Raw genomic sequence first — 18,762 nt, forward strand, 5'->3', positions numbered from 1 at the left:
CCTCGCAGTATCTCACTGCCAGTTTCCGGCGGTTAAGCTCGCCTATCGTGACCGATCCCCAGGCATCCAGCCAGGCCGCCGCCGCCATCGCCGAACGGACCGGCGTCGAACGCCACGATGTCGCGGTGGTGCTCGGATCGGGTTGGGCACCCGCGGTAGCCGAGCTGGGCGAGCCGGTGGCCACGGTGCCGATGGCCGATCTCCCCGGCTTCACCCCGCCGACCGCGACCGGCCACGGCGGCCTGGTGCACTCGGTTCGCCTCGGGAGTCACCGCGTGCTGGTGCTGGCCGGGCGCATCCACGCCTATGAGGGCCACGACCTGCAGCATGTCGTGCATCCGGTCCGGACTGCCGCGGCAACGGGCGTATCCACCGTGGTACTGACCAACGCGGCCGGCGGTCTGCGAGCCGAGTATCAGGTGGGCCAGCCGGTACTGATCAGTGATCATCTCAACCTCACGGCGCGGTCGCCGCTGGTCGGTGCCCAGTTCGTCGACCTCGTCGACGCCTACTCCCCCAAACTTCGAGACCTGGCCCGGGAGATCGAGCCGACCCTGGCCGAGGGCGTCTATGCCGGGCTGCCCGGTCCGCATTACGAGACCCCGGCCGAGATCCGGATGCTGCGCACCCTCGGGGCGGATCTGGTCGGCATGTCGACGGTGCACGAGACCATCGCTGCCCGCGCCGCCGGCCTGCAGGTGCTGGGCATCTCGATGGTGACGAACCTGGCTGCCGGGATGACGGGTGAACCGCTCAGCCACGCCGAGGTCCTCGAGGCCGGGCGTCAGTCGGCAACCCGGATGGGTTCCCTGTTGGCTTCGGTGATCAGACAGATCTAACCGACGAGATACCGCTGCAGGGTGGGTCCGATCCAGTCGACGACCTCCTGGCGGGACATGGTGACCAGCGGCGGGAATTCCAGCACGTAACGGCACAACGCCATACCCAGGACCTGGGACGCGGCGAGGCTGGCCCGCACCGGCGTGTCGGGAGCGTCGCCGGTGGTCTGCGCTATCACCGGGGCGAGTTGCGCCGCGAAGATCGTGCGCATCCGCTCGGCAACGGCCTCGTTGGTAACGCCGGCCCGCAACAGGATCAGCAGCGCCTCGTCGCGCTCCCAGCGTTCGAGGAAATGCGCGGCCAGCGCGGCGCCGATCTCTTCGCGTGCGACCCGGGTGAGATCCGGTAGTTCCAAATCGAATTCGGCGGCAGCGGCGAACAGCCGCTCCTTGTTGCCGTAGTAGCGCATCACCATCGCCGGGTCGATCCCCGCGTCGGCCGCAATCGCCCGGATGGTCGCGCGCTCGTATCCGTCGGCGGCGAAGCGCTCCCGAGCCGCGGCGAGGATCACGGACTTGGTCTCGGCTGCCGGACGTCGCATGTCAACAAGTGTAGGTCAACAACCGTTGACAACCATTCCCGACAGGCCTACCTTGAAGTCAACAAGCGTTGACCAACAGTTGTTGACAAAGGAGTCGAAGATGCAAGCGCTCACCACCGACGTCCTGATCGTCGGAGCCGGACCCGTCGGCCTGACCGCCGCCATCGTGCTCATCCAGCACGGCCACGAGGTGACCATCGTGGATCGGCAGGCCGAGGGCACCAACACCTCGCGGGCGGCCGTGGTCCACCCCCACACCCTGGAATTGCTGGAGCCCTACGGCGTGGTCGCAGACCTCGTCGCTCGCGGCGTGCACACCCCGACCTTCGCCATCCGGGACCGCGACGATCTCCTGATCGCAGTGCCGTTCAGCGGCCTGCCGACCCGTTACCCGTACACGCTGATGATCTCGCAGGCCGACACCGAGGCGTTCCTCCTCGACCGGCTGGAAGAGCTGGGCGGCAAGGTCGTCCGCCCCGCTTCGGTCATCAGGATCCAGCAGACCGCCGACCAGGCAATCGCCACGTTCGCCGATGGCCAGCAGATCCGGGCCCGGTACCTGATCGGAGCCGACGGCATGCACAGCACGGTCCGCGACCAAGCCGGGATCGCGTTCAGCGGCGGCACCTACGGCGAGTCGTTCGCGCTCGCCGATGTCCGCCTGTCCGGTGGTGTAGCTGCCGGCATCCCCAACGATCAGGTGATCCTGTACTTCTCGCCGGCCGGGCTGGTCGTCGTCGCGCCACTGCCCGACGGGATGTACCGCATCGTCGCGACGGTGGACGAAGCCCCGCAGCAGCCGGACGTCGCCTTTGTGCAATCGCTTCTGGACGACCGCGGCCCGGTGGCCGAACCCGCGGTGGTCGAGGAGGTGGTGTGGGGTTCCCGGTTCCGCGTGCATCACCGCATCGCCGACGCGTTCCGCAACCGCCGCATCCTGCTGGCAGGCGACGCCGCACACGTGCACTCCCCCGCCGGCGGGCAGGGCATGAACCTCGGCATCGAGGATGCCGTCGTCCTCGGTGAGCACCTGGCGCAGGTGCTGGACGCCGGAGCCGGCGACGCCGTGCTCGACGAATACGCCGCCACCCGCCGTCACACCGCACGCGGTGTCGTCTCGATGACCAGCCGGCTCACCGAACTCGCCACCGCGTCCGCCCGCCGCCGCCCGATCCGCAATCGCGTCATGCGACTGGCCGGCAAGCTGCCCGTCGTCCGCCGGGCGCTGGCCTGGCAGTTGTCCGGCCTGAACCGGCGTTGAACAGGGAGAAGCTGATGAAACTGGTGAATGACCAACTCGCGGTACCGGTCCGGCTCATCCGACCGACGGACGAGGGATTTCTGATCCTGGCCGCCGAGGCCGGCCGCTGGGCCGGGCCGCTCCCCCTGCCGTCGCGCACCCGCCGCCGGCTGGCCGGCCACCTCGAACAGTGCGCGGCGAAGCTGGCTGAGCGCGATTACGTCGTCGAGGCCGTGGTGTTCCGGGGAGCGCTGCGACCGCCCGGCGAGGGCGCAGCGCTGCTGGCGCGCGCCGGGGTCCGCCCCGCCCGCTACGACCTGGTCGTCCTGATTCGCACCACCGATGTCGACGCGATCGACGACGTGCGAGCCGACGACGCCTACCGCGCCATGGTTTCCGAGATCCACCGGTGGGCAAGGCATTCCTACCAGCTGGCAGCGGACAACGCCGCCCGGATCGCCGACGTCGACCACACCGGCGACCGCTGGTTCCTGTTCAACTACTTTCACTGCGATTCAGCGGAAACCGTCTATGCCACGTGGGAATACACAGCCGGCTGGTTTCAGCGCCACACCCGCCTGCCGGACTCGACGCTGCTCGCCCCACGGCCAGGTGAACCGACGGACTACCGCGTGGTCAACCACGCCAGTTGGCCGACGCTGCGGGCGTTCCTACCGAGTCTGCTGCTCCGTCGCACGTTCCGAACCTTCGTGCTGGCCAACTTCAAGGCCAATACCGTGGCGGCCCAGCCGATCATCTATCGCCGGACCGCGGCCATCGGTTCGTCGGCATCCCGGTCGTGAGGCTCGTCGCGGCGCCGGACCAGCCGGGCCATGACCCGCGCCATGAGCGGGGCGGCGAACAACATCAGCAGCACCCGGAGCACCTGGGCAGCGATGATGAAGGTGACGTTGGACCCCGTCTCCACCGCGGTGGCGAGAACCGCGTAGACGCCACCCGGGCTGGTCGCCAGGTAGCCCTCCAATTGCGTCATCCCGGTGACGTTGGCCAGCAACACCCCGAGTCCGGCGGTCGCCACGCCGAGCACGACTATCAACGTCAGCGCCAGCGGAAGTATCCGGCCGATCGCCCGTAGCGAGTCGCGGGTGAAGGCAATGCCGGCCTGCCAGCCGATCACCATGTAGGCGGCCTGCACCAGCAGCACCGGAACGGCCAGCCCGAAGGACAGACCCGTGAGCTGCAGTGCCACCGTCAGAGCCAGCGGGCCGAGTAGTCCGGCGCCCGGCAACCTGGCCCAACGCCCGCCGACCACCCCGACCGCAACGATCACGGCAAGCATGCCCAGGCTGAAATACCAAGGCGCTGAGGCGGATTCACCCGGATCTGACGGCGGGTGCGACCGGTCGGCGTGGAAGACCAGGGTCACCACGAGCGGAATGGTCCCGGTGACCAGTGCCACCCGAAGATATTGGACGACGGAAACGACGCGATCGTCGCCGCCGAGTTCGCGGGCGATGGCCACCAGGCCCGACGCGCCCCCGGCCACGAGCGCGAGGGAGCCGGTCAGCGGACTGACGTCGCGGTGCAGACCGAGCAATCCGCCGGCGAGAATGCTGAGCAGCAGCGTGGCCACGGTGATCACCAGCACGATCAGCCAGTCCGATCCGAGCGCACTGACGGCGTCCCGATGGACCATCGTGCCGATGTAGACGCCCAGCACGCCCTGGGCGGCCACCCCCGCCGGGCGCGGCATCTGTTCCGGGGCGAGCGAGACCAGCGCCAACACGATGCCCACCGCGAGTCCGGCGAACAGCGCGGCCGAGGGTACGTCGACGAGGGTGAGCGGGACGGTGACGGCGACGGTCGCGACGAGAAGCAACACCCACCGCAGCATCCGTGTCATCCCCGTCATGCACCTCCACCCGAGATAATAAGGGATACCTTTGTAATATTCACGGTCCAATGGCATTCAAATGCTTCAATCGCGTCGAATACCAAGGTATAACTTTCCTATGGCGGCGACATCGGCGACTGAACTGCGCGAGTCGATGATGGCGGTGGCGCGGCAGATGCGGCGGCACCGTCCAGATCACGGCCTGACGTTGAGCCAGCTGGAACTGCTGGGCGAGGCCAGTCGCAGCGGAACCACCACCCCGGCCGAGATGGGTACGCGGCTGCATGTGCGGGCCCAGTCGCTGACCGACAGCATCAACGAACTGGTGCGCCGCGGCCTGATCGCGCGACGTCCCGACGACAACGACCGCCGCCGCCAGCTCATCGAGATCACCGCAGCAGGAACGGCGTTGCTGCAGGCCGACCGCGACGAACGCGACGCCTGGCTGCACGCCACGATGCGGGAGAACCTCACCGATCTGGAATTCGATCTGCTGATGCTGGTGGCACCGGTCCTGCGCAAGCTGGCGTACTCCGACGCCGCTGCGGGCACACTTGGGTCATGACCACCATCGCGACCGCTGCCGCCGAATGGATCGCGCATGACCCCGACCCTCAAACCGCGGCCGAACTGTCCTCCTGCACTCCCGAAGAACTCGACCGCCGGTTCGGCAATCCGCTGACCTTCGGCACCGCCGGGCTGCGCGGACCGTTGCGGGGCGGGCCCGATGCCATGAACCTGGCCGTCGTCATCCGCACCACCTGGGCACTGGCCCAGGTCCTCAAGGACAGATGCCTGGGCGGGTCGCACGTGGTGGTGGGCCGCGATGCCCGGCACCGGTCCGACGAGTTCGCCCTGGCAGCCGCCGAAGTCCTTGCCGCCGAGGGCTTCCAGGTTGTCCTGATGATGGCCGCGGTCCCCACACCGGTCGTCGCCTACACCGTTCGGCACCTGCCTGCCGTCGCCGGCATCCAGATCACTGCATCGCACAATCCGCCGACGGACAACGGCTACAAGGTGTTCCTCGACGGTGGCATGCAGATCATCTCGCCCGCCGACCGGGATATCGAAGCCGCGGTGGCCCGAGCGCCGTATGCAGACGAAATCCGCCGATCCCCAGTGGAAACCGGTGGGCGCCACCAGGTCTACGGCTATCTGGAGCGGGCCGCCCGGGTCCGCCGCAGCACCGGTTCGGTGCGGGTGGCGCTGACGCCGCTGCACGGAGTCGGCGGCGAGTACGCGCTTGATGCCCTGGCCCTGGCCGGGTTCGACGACGTGCACGTGGTCGAGGAACAGTTCACCCCCGACCCGGACTTCCCCTCGGTCAGCTTCCCCAATCCCGAGGAGCCGGGTGCGGTCGACGCGCTGCTGGCCCTGGCCGACGACATCGACGCCGAGATCGCCATCGCCCTTGACCCCGACGCCGACCGATGCGCCGTCGGTGTACCCGGCCCGGACGGATGGCGCATGCTCACCGGCGACGAAACCGGCTGGCTGCTCGGCGATTACATCCTGTCTCAACTCGAGCCCGGCCCGGTCAGCGAAGCCGCCCTGGTGGCCAGCACCGTGGTGTCCTCCCGGATGCTGGCCGCCATCGCAGCGGCGCACGGTGCCCAGCACGCCGAAACCCTCACCGGATTCAAGTGGCTGGCCCGCGCCCAATCGCCCGGCAACACCCTGGTCTACGCCTACGAGGAGGCGATCGGTCATTGTGTCGACCCGGCCTCGGTGCGCGACAAGGACGGGATCAGCGCGGCGATCCTGGCCGCTGATCTGACCTCCGCACTGCGCGCTCAGGGCCGCACCATGCTCGACGCCCTCGATGCACTGGCCAAGGCACACGGCGTGCATGTGACGGGCGCGGTCAGCCGCCACGTCGACGACGCCGAAACGGCCATGACCCGATTGCGCGAGGCCCCGCCGACCGAACTGGCCGGCATCGGCGTCACCGTCGACGATCTGCTGGAGCGGCGTGGACAACAACGCACCGATGCGCTGATCTTCACCGGTGATGACGCCGGTACCTCGGTCCGCGTGGTGGTACGCCCATCGGGGACGGAGCCGAAACTCAAGTCCTACACCGAAGTCCGGTGTACACCGACCGATGATCTGGATACCGCGCGGGCCCACGCCCAGAAGCTGAGCCAGGACCTCGCCGACGCGGCTGCGCGCTGGTAGCCGGAAACGTAATGCCGGACTGGACTTATCAACCGCTTCGCCCCATCGCGTCCGCCGTCATCGGTGAACATCGCACCCAACGCTGGGCGCTGCGGTTTCTGGCCACGCTGGTCGAGGCGGGCGGGTACCGCTGGATCCCCAGGGTTTTCGATCACCCGCCGGTCCCGCCCGAGTGGACAGGCCGCTTCGGGGCGGTGGTCCCGCCGTCGGTGGCGCGCGACGCCGTGCTGGTGTTGCCGGTCCAGAGTGCCAGCATCATCGAGATCGCGCCGGTGACCGCCGCCGACGTCGAAGCCGTACGTCGGGCCGCCACGGGTCGGCGCTGCCGTGTCGTCGCGCGGGTGGATTCTGCCGAGGTAGCCGAACTGATCGCCGCTGACGTCGACGAGGTGGCCGTCGGCGCAGCCCGTGGGCACCGCTACCTGAACGATCCGGATGTCGCCGCCGCCGTTGTGGCGCTCCAAGATCCGGACGTCATCGTGCTGGCCCGGCCGAGCGTGCTGCTCGCGACCGGTCCGGGCTGGTTCAACCGCGTGATCGAGGCAGCCTCGCAGACATCGACGCCGCCGCCGAGCCTGGCCGACGCCGGGCTCAACCCGTTTCGCTGGCCGGGCTGGCTGTGGGGTGTGCTGGCCGGACTCGGCTTGATGGTGGCGGGTGTCGGTGCCGGCGCCATCACGCTCGGTCCCGTGTTGCTGAGTTATGACCGTTCCTATCTCGGCCTCGGGCTGGATGGCCTGCGGCAGATCAACGACAACCTTGTGCATTTCATCCAACATGACCGGATCAGCATGGCGGGCAACATGATCGGCCTCGGCGCGCTGTACACCGGCCTGTCCTGGGGCGGCATCAGGCGCGGCTTGGCATGGGCGCGCACGGCCCTGCTCATCTCAGGACTCGTCGCGTTCCTCACGCTGTTCTACTTCGTCGGGACAGGCTTCGTCGATCCCCTGCACACGCTGGTGGTGGTGACGCTGTTCCCGATGCTGCTGGCCGCGGTCTGGAACAAGCCCGACCCGCCCCGATGGCGGTCACTGCCGGACGGTCCGGAGCCGCAGCGCCGTCGCGCATTGTGGGGACAGTTGCTGTTCATCGGCCTCGGCGCCGGGCTCGCCGTCGCCGGCGCGACCATCTCGTTCGTCGGACTGACCGACGTGTTCGTCAGCACCGACCTGGGCTACCTGCACACCCATGGCGCGACGCTGCGGGCCGCCGACCCGCAACTGCTCGGCTTCATCGCCCACGACCGGGCCGGATTCGGTGGGGCTCTGATCGGTTCCGGGCTGGCGATCGCACTGATCGCGCTGTGGGGATTCCGCCGCGGCGAGCGCTGGGTGTGGTGGTCGTTGTTGATCGGGTTCGTGACGGGCACGTTGCCGGCGCTGGCCGTGCACTATGCGATCGGGTACACGACCTTCATCCATCTGCTGCCGGTGTATGTGCTCATGCTGGCCACCGCGGCGGCACTGGTGTTGTCCCGGCCGTACCTGACGGCGACCGAGCCTCAGCGGCCTTAGCGCGGGCCGAACTGACGGTCCCCGGCATCGCCGAGCCCCGGGACGATGTAGGCGATCTCGTTGAGGCCCTCATCGATGGTTGCAGTGATCAACCGGATCTCGGGGGCGACCTTCTCCAGCGCGGCGATCCCCTGCGGAGCACACACCACACACACCGCGGTGATGTCGTCGGCGTTGCGCTCTTTCAGCAGGTTGAGGGTGTAGGCCATCGAGCCGCCCGTCGCCAGCATCGGGTCGAGCACGAACACCGACCGCGTGCTCAGGTCGTCGGGCAACGACGCCAGGTAGGGCGTCGGCTGGTGCGTCGACTCGTCGCGCGCCATCCCGACGAACCCGACCTGCGCCTCCGGGATCAGGGCGTGCGCCTGGTCGACCATCCCGAGCCCGGCCCGCAGCACCGGCACCAACAGCGGCGGATTGGCCAACCGCGAACCGGTGGTATCGGTCACCGGGGTGCGCACCGCGATCTGCTCGCAGGGCGCGTCCCGGGTCGCCTCGTACACCAGCATCATCGTCAGATCGCGCAGCGCCGCACGGAACCCGGCGTTGTCGGTCCGCTCGTCCCGCAGGGTGGTCAGCCGCGCGGCGGCCAGGGGGTGGTCGACGACGCGCACATCCATGCGCTGACCTTAACGGTCAGCGCCGTCGGCGTGCATGTCTATCCGGTGTCCACCCCACGGACTACGAGGACCACGGATTCTCAAGGGTCCGCTACGAGCTTTCGCGAATCAAGCTGAGGACACGCTCGTTCTTGTCCTCAAACGCTGGAGTTCTGATCATGACGAGAGTCGTAACCGCCCCGTCAGCCGATATCACGTCAGCGGCCGTCTCCGACGCGCAACTGGCGGCCCGGTTCGTCCGCGACGCCATGCCATTTCACTCCATCCTGCTGCGCACCGCGCGGCGGCTGACGCACAGCCAGGCCGACGCCGAGGACCTGGTTCAGGACACATTGATGAATGCCTACACCGGTTTCCACCGGTTCGAACCGGGCACCAATCTGCGTGCCTGGCTGTTCCGCATCCTGCACAACCGGTGGATCAGCACGCACCGCATGAAGCAGCGGCGTCCCGACACGTTCGCCGTCCCGGAGTTCACCGACAGCGACATGTTCGGCAGCGCAACCCATTCCACGACCCTCCAGCGCTCCGCCGAGGACCTCGCCCTCGATCTGTTCTGCGACGACCGGATCCGTGATGCGTTGCAGACGCTGCCCGAGGGTTTCCGAACAGTGTTGTACTACGCCGACATCGAGGGCTGCACATATGCCGAGGTCGCCGCACGCATGGGAATCCCCCTGGGAACCGTCATGTCACGCATAGCGCGCAGCCGCGAACGCCTGCGGGCCGCGCTCGCCGATGTCGCCGACGACCGCTGGATCCCCCACGAAGACGACGGCACCCGCAATGTCGCATGACGAACAACGAGAGGACACCATGGAATCGGGATCGACAGAACTCAACGGCTATCGCGCACTGGTCACCGGCGGCACCGCGGGCATCGGCTTGGCCTGTGCCGACCTGCTGGGCCGGGCCGGCGCGGACGTGACCATCACCGGGCGAGATGAACAACGGGGACGCGACGCCGCGGCCGCGCTCGGTGGGGACGTCCAGTTCGTGAGCGCCGACCTCGCCGACCTGGACTCGGTGCGATCGCTGGCGCAACGATGCGGCGAGCTCGACATCTTGGTCAACAACGCCGCGGCGTTTCCCGGAGCTCTCACCGTCGAACAGGATGTCGCCTCCTTCGAGCGGACTTTCGACACCAATGTGCGGGGCACCTATTTCCTCGTCGCGCAGCTGGTGGGCGGAATGCTCGAACGCGGCCGCGGCAGCATCGTCAACGTCACCTCGATGGTCGCGTCCAAGGGGGTGCCCGGTGCGTCGACCTACAGTGCTTCCAAGGCGGCCGTCGAATCTCTGACCCGCACCTGGGCCGCGGAATTCGGTTCCGGCGGAGTGCGAGTCAACAGTGTCGCGCCAGGGCCCACCCGCACCGAAGGCGTCGCGGCCCAATGGGGCGACACCAACGAGGAACTCGGCCGCGCCCTGCCCCTGGGCCGCACGGCCACCCCGGAGGAGATCGCCCACGCGGTGCTGTTCCTGAGCTCGCCGCGGGCGGCATTCATCACCGGCTCGGTGTTGCATGCCGACGGCGGTGGTACCGCCATCTGAGCGGGCAAGCACCGGAACGGCGGGCCGGGCAGCCAGGCGTACGCCGATTTCCACACCAGGGCAGCCACCCCGGCGCGCCAACAAGCCCTGGCGTGGGAAACGACGCGGGAGCACGACCACCCGAACGCGCCACGGATCACGCGGAACCGATCAGGGGCGGCGGACGTCCTAACCACATGACCGCCGAGCCCCTGCGCGCCGACATGACGGGCATCCACGCCCTCGGCGGCGCCTTCGACGCACACGCCGCCGATCTCAACGCGGTGGCCGCATCACTGCGGTCGATGCCGTCACCGGCGGGCGCCCTCGGCCCGATCGGCGAACGGTTCGTCGCCGCCTTCGCCGCATCCGTCAGCGCCCACATCGACGCGGTAGCGGCGCTGAGTGCCCGGGCCGACACGGGTGCCGTCAGCGCCGGGGCCACCGCCGCCGGCTACGACGCCGCCGGTCAGCTGGCCGCCGCACTGTTGCCTCGGGTATAGCCGTGCCCGCGTCCGCCGCCGCGCTGGCCACGCCGCTGTATGCGCTGCGTGACCTCCTGGGCAGTGGCGGGCCGGAGACGGCGCCCACCGTGACGGCGCTGGACGCGGCCCATTCCACCCTGTCGGATATCGCCGCGGCACTCGGCCGATCGTGGGAACGCGCCGCCGGCGACTGGTCGGGTACGGCGGCAACAGCGGCCGCCGGCTTCGCCGCAGGCACCGCGGCAGAGGTGACCGATCTGGCCGCACAGGCGCACGTACTGAGCGCTGCTGCCCGGCGTGCGGGCTCAGCCGTGACCGAGGCGAGGTCGCGACTGCAGGCCATCATCGACCGCTTCGAGGATCGCGCCGCGGCGTTGATCCCCCATCTCGACGAGCCCGGCGTGGCTGAGGAACTGCAGGCCGAGGCACGGCGCGCGGTCGCTGAGGCGTCGGCCGTCGTCGACGAACTACGCGCCGAACTGGACGATCAGGCCGGCGCGGTCACCGCTGGGATGCGCGCGGCCTCGGCGGGGCCACCGGCCGGCGCCCCGACGTCGCCGGGATTTCCGGGGGCCGGCTTCTCCGGGGCGGGGTTCTCGGGAGGCTCACCGCTGGGCGGCTGGGGTGGCGCCGCAGACCTACCGGTGGCATCGGGTGCCGATCGCTACGAAGCGCCGGCCGGGCTCCGCGACCCAGGCATGTTCGGCGAGGGCGTGGCGGTGCGGCTGCCCGACGGCAGTACCGCGGTGGCACCCAATGCCGTGGCAGCCAGCGCGGTGCGGCATGCGCTGACCCAACTCGGGGTCCCCTACCGGTGGGGCGGCACTGCGCCCGGCGTCGGCCTGGACTGCAGCGGGCTCACTCAATGGGCCTATCACGAAGCCGGGCTGGACATTCCGCGGCTGGCCCAGGAGCAGGACATCGGCAAGGCGGTCTCGGCGGCGACTCTGCGCCCGGGTGACCTGGCGGTATGGGACGGCCATGTCGCCATGATCGTCGGCGAAAATACGATGATCGAGGCCGGTGACCCGGTCAAACTGTCGCCCGTCCGAACGACGAATGCCGGGCAGGGCTTTCAGGGCTTCTGGCGACCGACGGTGTGATGCCACCCGAACCGGCCCCCGAACGGGACACAACCTGACTGGCGTCAGAGGCGTCCCATTAGGCTGTGCCGCATGGCTGCTGACATCGTGCCGATCAGGCTCGGGCTGACGAAGGGCGACCTCTACACACTGTGGGCTCCGCGTTGGCGGGATGCCGGTGACGAGTGGGAGGCCTTCCTCGGCGAGGGTGACGCCCTGTTCGCCTTCGAATCGGTCGCTGACCTCGCGGCATTCGTCCGCACCAACACCGACAACGATCTGGCCGACCACCCGACGTGGGAGAAGCTGACCGCGGCCAACGCCCACAAGCTGCAACCGGCCGACGACCGTGAATACGACATCGTCGGGCTGCCGGACCTGGTCGCCGACAAGCCGACCGAAGAGTCCGTCGCGACCGTGCACCGCACGCTGGTGGTGGTCTCCTCCATCGGCTCGGTCTGTGAACTGGCGGCCATCAGCAAGTTCTTCAACGGCAACCCGGTGCTCGGCACGGTCGGTGGCGGACTGGACGGCTTCACCGGCCGCTCCGGGCGCAAGCGTTGGGCCGAGATCGAAGCCGTGATCGCCCGGGGCTGGGACGGCGTGCTCGACGCCATCGACGAGATCGTCACCGTTCCCGAGGACATCGACGAAGCCGCGGTGAAGAAGGCCGAGGCCGAGCTCGAGGAAGACGCTCCCGAGGAGGACGAGGACGACCTCGCCATCGGCGCTGACACCGAAGATTCCGAGGGCGACGACAACGAAGACGACGAGGACGCCGAACCCGCGCGCAGCGTTGCCGACACCGCTGTCCTCGGTGACGACGAGGACTTCTGGCACAAGGTCGGTATCGACCCGGTGCGCATCATGACCGGCTCAGGAACCGTCTACACCCTGCGCTGCTACCTCGACGACGATCCGGTCTTCCTCGGCCGCAACGGTCGCATCAGCGTGTTCAGCTCCGAGCGGGCCCTGGCTCGCTACCTGGCCGACGAGCACGACCACGACCTGTCGGACCTGGCCACCTATGACGACATCAGGACCGCCGCCACCGACGGCTCCCTGCGGGTCGAGGTCGCCGAGGAGAACGTCTACGTCCTGTCCGGCATTTCCGATGACATCGCCGACGGACCCGACGCGGTCGACCACGACCAATTGGAGTTGGCCGTCGAGCTGCTGCGTGACGTCAGCGACTACTCCGAGGACAAGACCGTCGACGAGACGCTTGCCGAGACGAAAGCCCTCGGCAAGTTCGTGAGCTATGTGCTCGGCGACGAGGGCGCCCGCAAGCCCGACGCGCCGTACGCCCAGGCCGTCGAGCAGTGGGACGCGTTGGAGCGTTTCGTGGAATCGCGCCTGCGGGCGGAGTAGAGCTCAGGACACGCGCTTCAGGTCGTCGTACCCTTCGATGTACAGCCCGTCACCCGCCCAGGTGACGATGTGGACATCGTCGGGGAACTGCCAGGTTCGTTGGCCGGTCGCGGTGTCGTAGGCGCTCACCGGCCCGTCTCCGCTTCCCACGATCTGCTTGCCGTCGGTGGCGATAATGAAGCCTGAGATCTCTGCACGGTCGACAAACGCACCCGTTCCGTCATTGCAGCCTCGTACTCGCACGCCACCGGCACGCGTGCCCACCTCCGAGTACGACAAGACACACAACCCGCCGACGCCTTCGAGGGAGACCAAGGTGTCGGACGTCATCGGAATCTGCTGGGACCACGTCAATTCTCCGGTGAGCGGGTCCACTCCGGCGATCTCGCGCTTCTCCTCGCTGTACACGATCGGCGACGTGACGCCCGACATTGTGTACGGTACCGAGCCGTTGAAGCTGAATATCGGGGTGGCGCCGGGAAGCCGATAACCGCGGTCCTCCGGAATCCTCCACGCCAGCTTTCCGGTGAACGAGTAGAAATCGATGCGCTGTCTCGGTAACCCGCTCCGCATGATCGGCCCGCTCCGCTGCGACACCGCGATGCCCCGACTGGTGGCGATGACACTGTCGACCGCCCCGATGGAGAACAACTCGCTACCGGTTTTGGCGTCGTAGAACTTGGTACTCAAACCGCCCCGCTCTTGTTCCGCCACCACGCCTTGGTCCAAGAACACCGACGTCTGTCCAGGCATCGGCTTGGTCCAGAGTTGCTGTCCCGAATCGTCGAACACGGTGAGGCTCTGCTGATGGCTGGAATACGCGAGCAAGCCGGAACCGCTGTAGGTCCGTGGGAGTCCTCCTCCTTGATTCGGTGCCACGTTCTTCGTGGCGCCGGTGGCCACATCCAGAAGTGCCGCGCTCTTGTCAGCGGCAACGCAGAGGGCGGTGGCGCCCGACGTGCTGAAGACGCAGTTCGTAAACACGCCCGGCTTTAGCCATTTCTGCGAGCCGTTGCCGGCATCCAGCGCGGTGAAGGAATCGTTCAGATTGACCAGGACGGTCTTGGTATCGCCACCGACAACCCTGGTAAGCCCACGTGGGCTGCCCCCACCCAGCGGATAGCTCCACAGCGGAACGCCAGGGGCCGCGCCGAGCGAGGGCAGCTTGACCGCGGTAGGCGGACGCTCCACCCCAGCGATCTCAGCCTTGCCCGCAGCAGTATCGGCCTCCGACAACCCTGAGTCAGAGCCAGACATCCAGTACACAACCGAGCCGACCAATGCCAGCACGACAACCACTGCGGCAACGACGATTCCGATGACCTTGCCGCGTCCGCGGCGATCCTCCGGGGGCTGCGGACTGAACTGATGTGGGTATCCGCCGTAGGGCGGTTGCTGGCCCCATCCCTGCGATGCGGGAGTCGTAGGAAATCCAGGTGCGGCGCCGAAGACCGGGGGCGCACCGGGTTGTACCGCGGGAGTATCGAACGGCGACCCGCTCATGCCTGGTGCCTGCTGACCATCGTTGTCGCCCCACGGCGAACTCCCCCACGGGTTCACGTTGGGAGTGTATTTGACAGGTCCTGGGGTGAGCCGATGAGTTCTGGCCGCGCCGGCGGTCAGATCACTCATGACCGCATCGACCAGCCTTTCCACGCACACCGTCGAGGTTCCCGGGGCTCGCCTACACTACGAGGTGCGCGGGGAGGGCCCGCTGTTGCTGATCCTCGGCGCGCCGATGGCCGCCGCCGAATTCGCGCCGCTGGCCCACGCGCTGGCCGGTGACCGCACCGTGGTGACGGCCGACCCGCGCGGCGTCGCCCACAGTTCCCTCGACGATCCGACCGAGAACTCCATCCCGGAGCGCCGGGCCGATGACGTCGCCGCGATCCTCGACGATCTGAACGCCGACTCCGCTGACGTGTTCGGCTCGTCCGGCGGTGCGGTGACCGGCCTGTCATTGGTGGCCCGCCACCCCGAACGGGTGCGCATCCTCGTCGCGCACGAGCCTCCCGTGCTGGAGTTGCTGCCCGACGCCGCCGCGCAACGCGCCGCCACCGAGGACATCATCGCCACGTTCAACCGCGACGGGATGTTCGCGGCCTGGGGCAAGTTCATGGCCAACGCCGGCTTCGACGTACCGCCCGGTGCACCGGAGATGCCCGCGCCGAGCGATCAGGAACTGCGCGACGCGGACCACTTCTTCAACCACGAACTCCGCGCCACCACCCGCTTCCTGCCCGATGTCGCCGCGCTCAAGAACGGACGGGTCGTGCTGGGACTCGGTGAGGAGTCCGGGCGCCTGTTGACGAAGCGGACCACCATGGCACTGGCCGACCTGCTGGGCGTGCGCCCGGTGAAGTTCCCCGGCGACCATGGTGGATTCATGGCTGCGCCAGGGACTTTCGCCGACGTACTCCGTGGGGTGTTGCGCGACTGACCTGTCCGCCGAAGGTCAGTGTTTGATGACCTTCGGCGGCTGCCAGGTGCCGTTGAGCGCCTCCTCCTTGGGCCAGTACAACCGCAGGATCATCTGGAACGGTCCGTCCGGCGCCGGCAGCCAGTTCGCCTCTTTCTCTGCGCCGGGCGACTGATTCTGCACGTAGATCGTGACGCCACCGTCGGGATCTTTGACCAGACTCGGCAGCATCGGCGAATTGATGAGGTACCGGTTGATCGGGTTGGCCACCAACAGGCTCTGCGGCATCTTGTACATCGTGGTCGACCAGAAGGAGTTGACCGGTGGCAACTGCCCGGGCGCGAACCGCACGGTGTAGTTGTTGTTCCCGGCCAACGGTGCCCCGGTCGAGTCGACGGCCAGCACCGGGTAGATGGCCTCCTGCGCGGTGTTGCCGTAGATGCCCAGCACCGCGGCAGCCATGCGGTAGAGGTAGTTGTCCTTCAACGCTTCCCGCGTGCCGAACAGATCGGCCGACGTCACCTGGCCGGAATCCAGCTTGTCTTTCTTGAAGGTGTTGACCTCGGCCCAGGCGTCGGCCATCCCGTCCTGCACGGCTTGCAGGGTTTCCTTGCTCATGGTGTCGGAGTTGAAGTCGCCGTCGGGGCCGATTCCGATGGTGGCGAATCGAGCCCGAAGATCCTTCTCGGAAGGCACTTCTGGCGCGTATTTCAGAAGAAAGTTGAGGATCTGGAAGAACTTCGGCGACGTCTTCTGCTCATCGGGGGTCAGCGGCGCGATGAAGTCCACCGCAGGAGCGGTCGATGCGGGCTGCTTGGCGAACGCCGAGAGCGGCTCGACGGTGTAGCCGGCCTGGATCTTCTTGACATTGTCGATGTCCTTCGGATCGAACAGCTGCGTGCGGTAGATGACCAACGCAAAATCGGTGTCGGAGCGGATCACCTCGGTGATGCCGGATGGCTTGTCGCCCTTCCAACTCGGGCCGGCCAGCAGGTACTTGCCGCCACCGTTCCCGGTGGCGCGACTGCCCACGTAGGCGAAGTTATAGGTGTAGCTGTCGATGAACTGCAGCGAGTAGTACCGGCCTGCCTCGATCGGCGGCACAGTGAGCACCAACGGTTCTGCGCGTAGGTCAGCGCCCAACATCGTGTACGGAGTATCGGAGTTGGGTGTCTGGATCGTGGTGTCCTCGGGCGTGAACACCCGCGCGATGCTGTGCGTCTGGTTCCAGTCACCCTTGTACTGGGGGTTGGCCTTGTCGACGAAGTAGGCGTGCTGGATGCGATACGAATCGACCATCGGGAAGCCGTATATGTAAGCCTGCTTGACGATCTCGCGCACCGTCTCCGGTGTCGGCGCCGCGCCGGGCGACTCCTTGGCCCCACCACAGCTGACCACGGCCGCAAGCAGCAGGGCGGTCAGTCCGAACGACAAATACTTCATCCATCACTCCTGATCGAGTCGAAACTGGCACTGGCGCGGCAGATCCACTGCCGCGCCAGGTCGAAATTGTCTTTCTCAGCAGGGGTCGCCGGGAGGGGTGAAGTAGGGAACGCCTTCGACGGTGTAGCACGGAACTTCGCCCGGTACGTAGGGGACATGTGCGGCCGCGATGGCCGCGCCGGTAGCTACATCGCCGGCGATGTTGGTGCAGCCTCCGGCGGCGAAATGGCGTCCGTCTGCTCCGGCGCAGACGTCGGCGCCGGCGGTCGGTACCGCGACAACCGGAAGGAGCACCGCCGCCGTTGCCAGCACTGCGCCGGACAACACCGTGGTGAGGGGTCGGGCCATGAGGTCTCCTCGTTGATCCGGGCACGATCTTGCGTCGGGCCTGCTGGATTGTCGCAGCCGTAAACGCTGTTGTTACAGCGTTTCGACTGGAAATTTTCGGCGAGGAGAATTTGCCCGACGCGGTAACTCAGCCGACCAGGACCGCGTACCGGGGTTTGATCACCTCGTCGATGATGGCGAGCCGTTCATCGAAGGGAATGAACGCCGACTTCATCGCATTGATGGTGAACCGCTCCAGGTCGCTCCAGCCGTAGCCGAAGGCCTCGACCAGGCGCAGCATCTCCTGGCTCATGGTGGTGTCACTCATCAGCCGGTTGTCGGTATTGACGGTGACGCGGAACCGCAGCCGGGCCAGCCGGTCGAACGGATGCTCGGCGATGCTGGGCGCCGCCCCGGTCTGCACGTTGCTGCTGGGGCACATCTCCAGCGGAATTCGCTTGTCCCGCAGGATGGATGCGAGCCGGCCCAGATGCTGGGTGCCGTCGTCGAACTCGGTGATGTCATCGACGATGCGCACCCCATGGCCCAGCCGGTCAGCCCCGCAGAATGCGATGGCCTCGTGGATGGACGGCAAGCCGAACGCCTCACCGGCGTGAATGGTGAAGCGCGCGTTGTTACCTCGCATGTATTCGAACGCGTCGAGGTGCCGGGTGGGCGGGTACCCAGCCTCGGCTCCGGCGATGTCGAAACCGACAACACCCTTGTCGCGGAAGCGGATTGCCAGTTCGGCGATCTCCCGGGAGCGGGCAGCGTGACGCATCGCGGTGACCAGGCAGCGCACGGTGATGGTGCGCCCCTCGGCAGCGGCCGCCTTCTCGCCGTCGGCGAAGCCGGCCAACACGGCGTCGACCACGTCGTCGAGCGACAGGCCGCGATCGATGTGTAGTTCGGGGGCGAACCGGATCTCGGCGTAGACGACGTTGTCGGCGGCGAGGTCCTCGACGCACTCGTAGGCGACGCGGTGCAACGCCTCCGGGGTCTGCATGACCCCGACGGTGTGGGCGAACGGTTCCAGGTAGCGCACCAACGAGCCGCTGTGCGCGGCGGTGCGGAAGAACGTGGCCAGCTCGTCGACCTCGGTGGCCGGCAGGTCGTCATAGCCGAGCTGACCGGCCAGATCGAGCACCGTGGCCGGCCTCAGGCCGCCGTCGAGGTGGTCGTGCAGCAGGGCCTTGGGAGCGTGCTGGATCTTGTCCAGACTCAGCGGCGTACTCATGCCCCCATCATGCGCGTCAGCGGCGCCGCTGCGCCGTCGAAACCGGGTCGCGGCGGGTGACGATCAGACCAATA

General features: G+C 67.7%; 19 protein-coding genes. 12 read left to right on the forward strand and 7 right to left on the reverse strand.

The window, feature by feature from the left end; translation table 11 throughout:
* Window positions 1–47 precede the first annotated feature (47 nt).
* A complete protein-coding gene (locus AB0876_RS17080) occupies window positions 48–839 on the forward strand; it encodes a purine-nucleoside phosphorylase (RefSeq protein ID WP_526042448.1) in 792 nt (263 codons plus the stop codon).
* Here the strand turns inward: AB0876_RS17080 and AB0876_RS17085 are convergent.
* Entirely contained in the window at window positions 836–1,381 is a 546-nt protein-coding gene (locus AB0876_RS17085) for a TetR/AcrR family transcriptional regulator (RefSeq protein WP_526042449.1), read from the reverse strand. The two genes, AB0876_RS17080 and AB0876_RS17085, sit on opposite strands and share 4 nt — an antisense overlap.
* A gap of 100 nt (window positions 1,382–1,481) precedes the next feature.
* Between AB0876_RS17085 and AB0876_RS17090 the strand changes: the two genes are divergently transcribed.
* Window positions 1,482–2,642, forward strand: a complete 1,161-nt coding sequence (locus tag AB0876_RS17090) for an FAD-dependent oxidoreductase (RefSeq protein ID WP_526042450.1) — start codon at window positions 1,482–1,484, stop codon at window positions 2,640–2,642.
* Between the two features lie 14 nt (window positions 2,643–2,656).
* On the forward strand, window positions 2,657–3,424 hold the full coding sequence (locus AB0876_RS17095; protein WP_491838117.1) for a hypothetical protein: 768 nt from the start codon (window positions 2,657–2,659) through the stop codon (window positions 3,422–3,424).
* On the opposite strand, the gene AB0876_RS17100 is transcribed toward AB0876_RS17095, so the two are convergent.
* Window positions 3,379–4,485, reverse strand: a complete 1,107-nt coding sequence (locus AB0876_RS17100; RefSeq protein ID WP_491839291.1) for an AbrB family protein — start codon at window positions 4,483–4,485, stop codon at window positions 3,379–3,381. The genes AB0876_RS17095 and AB0876_RS17100 overlap by 46 nt on opposite strands.
* A gap of 109 nt (window positions 4,486–4,594) precedes the next feature.
* Between AB0876_RS17100 and AB0876_RS17105 the strand changes: the two genes are divergently transcribed.
* From AB0876_RS17105 to AB0876_RS17115, 3 genes are read left to right on the forward strand one after another with little or no spacing between them, the layout of a single operon-like run.
* Window positions 4,595–5,041 carry a MarR family winged helix-turn-helix transcriptional regulator gene (locus AB0876_RS17105; RefSeq protein WP_491838116.1) on the forward strand — a complete coding sequence of 149 codons (447 nt, stop codon included), beginning with the start codon at window positions 4,595–4,597 and terminating at the stop codon, window positions 5,039–5,041.
* The gene (locus AB0876_RS17110) at window positions 5,038–6,654 is read left to right on the forward strand and encodes a phospho-sugar mutase (RefSeq protein ID WP_491838115.1); all 1,617 of its coding nucleotides are present in this window, start codon (window positions 5,038–5,040) and stop codon (window positions 6,652–6,654) included. Before AB0876_RS17105 ends, AB0876_RS17110 begins: the two co-directional genes overlap by 4 nt.
* 11 nt (window positions 6,655–6,665) lie before the next feature.
* Entirely contained in the window at window positions 6,666–8,171 is a 1,506-nt protein-coding gene (locus AB0876_RS17115; RefSeq protein WP_491838114.1) for a hypothetical protein, read from the forward strand.
* Here the strand turns inward: AB0876_RS17115 and upp are convergent.
* Complete coding sequence (gene upp / locus AB0876_RS17120; protein WP_064879401.1) at window positions 8,168–8,791, reverse strand: uracil phosphoribosyltransferase; 624 nt, start codon at window positions 8,789–8,791, stop codon at window positions 8,168–8,170. The two genes, AB0876_RS17115 and upp, sit on opposite strands and share 4 nt — an antisense overlap.
* 158 nt (window positions 8,792–8,949) lie before the next feature.
* Here upp and AB0876_RS17125 point away from each other — a divergent pair, with 158 nt between their 5' ends.
* The 5 genes from AB0876_RS17125 to satS all read left to right on the forward strand — a co-directional run bounded on the left by AB0876_RS17125 (window position 8,950) and on the right by satS (window position 13,262).
* On the forward strand, window positions 8,950–9,588 hold the full coding sequence (locus AB0876_RS17125) for a sigma-70 family RNA polymerase sigma factor (RefSeq protein WP_491838113.1): 639 nt from the start codon (window positions 8,950–8,952) through the stop codon (window positions 9,586–9,588).
* Between the two features lie 19 nt (window positions 9,589–9,607).
* Window positions 9,608–10,345, forward strand: a complete 738-nt coding sequence (locus tag AB0876_RS17130; protein ID WP_491838112.1) for an SDR family NAD(P)-dependent oxidoreductase — start codon at window positions 9,608–9,610, stop codon at window positions 10,343–10,345.
* 176 nt (window positions 10,346–10,521) lie between these two features.
* Window positions 10,522–10,827, forward strand: coding sequence for a hypothetical protein (locus AB0876_RS17135; protein ID WP_491838111.1), 306 nt, complete (start codon window positions 10,522–10,524; stop codon window positions 10,825–10,827).
* 2 nt (window positions 10,828–10,829) lie between these two features.
* Window positions 10,830–11,912 carry a C40 family peptidase gene (locus AB0876_RS17140; protein WP_526042451.1) on the forward strand — a complete coding sequence of 361 codons (1,083 nt, stop codon included), beginning with the start codon at window positions 10,830–10,832 and terminating at the stop codon, window positions 11,910–11,912.
* A 72-nt stretch (window positions 11,913–11,984) separates the two neighbouring features.
* Window positions 11,985–13,262 carry a protein export chaperone SatS gene (satS, locus tag AB0876_RS17145; RefSeq protein WP_491838109.1) on the forward strand — a complete coding sequence of 426 codons (1,278 nt, stop codon included), beginning with the start codon at window positions 11,985–11,987 and terminating at the stop codon, window positions 13,260–13,262.
* 3 nt (window positions 13,263–13,265) lie between these two features.
* Here the strand turns inward: satS and AB0876_RS17150 are convergent, their stop codons facing one another.
* Window positions 13,266–14,822, reverse strand: a complete 1,557-nt coding sequence (locus tag AB0876_RS17150) for a BamB-related PQQ repeat family beta-propellar protein (RefSeq protein ID WP_526042452.1) — start codon at window positions 14,820–14,822, stop codon at window positions 13,266–13,268.
* A gap of 70 nt (window positions 14,823–14,892) precedes the next feature.
* Between AB0876_RS17150 and AB0876_RS17155 the strand changes: the two genes are divergently transcribed.
* Entirely contained in the window at window positions 14,893–15,702 is an 810-nt protein-coding gene (locus AB0876_RS17155) for an alpha/beta fold hydrolase (RefSeq protein WP_491838107.1), read from the forward strand.
* Window positions 15,703–15,717: 15 nt separating this feature from the next.
* On the opposite strand, the gene AB0876_RS17160 is transcribed toward AB0876_RS17155, so the two are convergent.
* The 3 genes from AB0876_RS17160 to AB0876_RS17170 all read right to left on the reverse strand — a co-directional run bounded on the left by AB0876_RS17160 (window position 15,718) and on the right by AB0876_RS17170 (window position 18,688).
* Window positions 15,718–17,124, reverse strand: a complete 1,407-nt coding sequence (locus AB0876_RS17160; protein ID WP_526042453.1) for a DUF1254 domain-containing protein — start codon at window positions 17,122–17,124, stop codon at window positions 15,718–15,720.
* A gap of 75 nt (window positions 17,125–17,199) precedes the next feature.
* On the reverse strand, window positions 17,200–17,472 hold the full coding sequence (locus AB0876_RS17165; RefSeq protein WP_526042454.1) for a hypothetical protein: 273 nt from the start codon (window positions 17,470–17,472) through the stop codon (window positions 17,200–17,202).
* Between the two features lie 127 nt (window positions 17,473–17,599).
* A complete protein-coding gene (locus tag AB0876_RS17170; RefSeq protein WP_491838104.1) occupies window positions 17,600–18,688 on the reverse strand; it encodes an adenosine deaminase in 1,089 nt (362 codons plus the stop codon).
* Between the last annotated feature and the right edge of the window lie 74 nt (window positions 18,689–18,762).

It is taken from the genome of Mycobacterium sp. NPDC049093, assembly GCF_040704635.1.
Lineage (GTDB): Bacteria > Actinomycetota > Actinomycetes > Mycobacteriales > Mycobacteriaceae > Mycobacterium.